This window comes from Pueribacillus theae (genome assembly GCF_003097615.1).
Taxonomy (GTDB): domain Bacteria; phylum Bacillota; class Bacilli; order Bacillales; family UBA6769; genus Pueribacillus; species Pueribacillus theae.
The window spans coordinates 1-1,762 of record NZ_QCZG01000097.1 but is presented as its reverse complement, the minus strand read 5'-3'; the positions used below and the strand labels follow the sequence as shown (position 1 = coordinate 1,762).

14 tRNA genes are annotated in these 1,762 nt (G+C 48.1%); all 14 read left to right on the top strand.

Going from position 1 to position 1,762, the window contains the following annotated elements:
- Nucleotides 1-41: 41 nt before the first annotated feature.
- The 14 genes from DCC39_RS18805 (at nucleotide 42) to DCC39_RS18740 (ending at nucleotide 1,687) form a co-directional block, all read left to right on the top strand.
- A tRNA-Asn gene (locus DCC39_RS18805) sits at nucleotides 42-116 on the top strand.
- 2 nt (nucleotides 117-118) lie between these two features.
- Nucleotides 119-212 (top strand) — tRNA-Ser (locus DCC39_RS18800).
- A 17-nt stretch (nucleotides 213-229) separates the two neighbouring features.
- Nucleotides 230-304, top strand: a tRNA-Glu gene (locus DCC39_RS18795).
- A gap of 48 nt (nucleotides 305-352) precedes the next feature.
- Nucleotides 353-428 (top strand) — tRNA-Val (locus tag DCC39_RS18790).
- 42 nt (nucleotides 429-470) lie between these two features.
- Nucleotides 471-547 (top strand) — tRNA-Met (locus DCC39_RS18785).
- A gap of 74 nt (nucleotides 548-621) precedes the next feature.
- A tRNA-Asp gene (locus DCC39_RS18780) sits at nucleotides 622-698 on the top strand.
- Nucleotides 699-871: 173 nt separating this feature from the next.
- Nucleotides 872-947 (top strand) — tRNA-Phe (locus tag DCC39_RS18775).
- A gap of 7 nt (nucleotides 948-954) precedes the next feature.
- Nucleotides 955-1,030 (top strand) — tRNA-Thr (locus tag DCC39_RS18770).
- A 16-nt stretch (nucleotides 1,031-1,046) separates the two neighbouring features.
- A tRNA-Tyr gene (locus DCC39_RS18765) sits at nucleotides 1,047-1,131 on the top strand.
- 13 nt (nucleotides 1,132-1,144) lie between these two features.
- Nucleotides 1,145-1,218: transfer RNA gene (locus tag DCC39_RS18760), tRNA-Trp, on the top strand.
- A gap of 26 nt (nucleotides 1,219-1,244) precedes the next feature.
- Nucleotides 1,245-1,320: transfer RNA gene (locus DCC39_RS18755), tRNA-His, on the top strand.
- A gap of 32 nt (nucleotides 1,321-1,352) precedes the next feature.
- A tRNA-Gln gene (locus DCC39_RS18750) sits at nucleotides 1,353-1,427 on the top strand.
- 21 nt (nucleotides 1,428-1,448) lie between these two features.
- A tRNA-Gly gene (locus DCC39_RS18745) sits at nucleotides 1,449-1,523 on the top strand.
- 90 nt (nucleotides 1,524-1,613) lie between these two features.
- Nucleotides 1,614-1,687 (top strand) — tRNA-Cys (locus DCC39_RS18740).
- The last annotated feature ends 75 nt before the right edge of the window (nucleotides 1,688-1,762 follow it).

The following is a 1,762-nucleotide window of genomic DNA, read 5'->3' as shown; positions in this document are numbered from 1 at the left end:
TTTAAAAATTCTCGTGCTATTCGTGCTTTGACACTGATGATTCCACAGTAGCTCAGTGGTAGAGCTATCGGCTGTTAACCGATCGGTCGCAGGTTCGAATCCTGCCTGTGGAGCCAATGGAGAGCTGTCCGAGCTGGCCGAAGGAGCACGATTGGAAATCGTGTAGGCGGTGTAGAACCGTCTCGAGGGTTCGAATCCCTCGCTCTCCGCCATGCCAGTTTTTCTGAATGGCCCGTTGGTCAAGTGGTTAAGACACCGCCCTTTCACGGCGGTAACACGGGTTCGAATCCCGTACGGGTCACCATAAATAATAATACATATATTTTAATTAGCTTTACATAACATTATGTTCGGAGGATTAGCTCAGCTGGGAGAGCATCTGCCTTACAAGCAGGGGGTCGGCGGTTCGAGCCCGTCATCCTCCACCACTTTTAACTATCTATTATTAAATATTATATTCTTTCTATTATCGCGGGGTGGAGCAGTCTGGTAGCTCGTCGGGCTCATAACCCGAAGGTCGTAGGTTCAAATCCTTCCCCCGCAACCAATTTATTATTTTAACAACGCTGAATGAACTTCTTAGTTAAAATGAAATGGTAGTGCTAGTAGTGCAACCAAATTGGTCCCGTAGTGTAGTGGCCTACCACGCCTGCCTGTCACGCAGGAGATCGCGGGTTCGAATCCCGTCGGGACCGCCATTATATTAAATAATAGGCTCGATAGCTCAGTCGGTAGAGCAACGAGCAAAAGCATCAATGGAATAGACACCGAGTTGTCCCGACGCAGCTTGCTACGAAGCATAAGCTGGTAGAGGAAGGGACAGAGACACCAAGAGGGATTTCCCTATCTCAATTGTAGAATTAAATAAATTGGCTCGATAGCTCAGTCGGTAGAGCAGAGGACTGAAAATCCTCGTGTCGGCGGTTCGATTCCGTCTCGAGCCACCATTTTAGTGCCGGTCTAGCTCAATTGGTAGAGCAACTGACTTGTAATCAGTAGGTTGGGGGTTCAAGTCCTCTGGCCGGCACCATTCTTATTAACCTGCTGGAGGGGTAGCGAAGTGGCTAAACGCGGCGGACTGTAAATCCGCTCCCTTAGGGTTCGGCGGTTCGAATCCGCCCCCCTCCACCATTTCACTTTATATAGGGGCATAGTTTAACGGTAGAACAGAGGTCTCCAAAACCTCCAGTGTGGGTTCGATTCCTACTGCCCCTGCCATGTAGACTTTTTATGTAATTATTATGGCGACTGTGGCGAAGTGGTTAACGCACCGGATTGTGGCTCCGGCACTCGTGGGTTCGATTCCCATCAGTCGCCCCATAATCAATAAATAGCCTTTATCTCCTGACTATTGGGCTATAGCCAAGCGGTAAGGCAACGGACTTTGACTCCGTCATGCGTTGGTTCGAATCCAGCTAGCCCAGCCATATTTCAATTTTATATGTAATGCGGAAGTAGTTCAGTGGTAGAATATCACCTTGCCAAGGTGGGGGTCGCGGGTTCGAATCCCGTCTTCCGCTCCAATATTTATTATAATAAATAGAACAGAATTTATATTGATTTCTCTCTGTTTATGCATTACAATTTTTATTGTCGTAATCTAATTAGATTATGGCGGCATAGCCAAGTGGTAAGGCACGGGTCTGCAAAACCCTTATCCCCGGTTCAAATCCGGGTGCCGCCTCCACAATCACAAGTCCTGCCGGAGTGGCGGAATAGGCAGACGCACAGGACTTAAAATCCTAAGTAGAATAATTCCGGC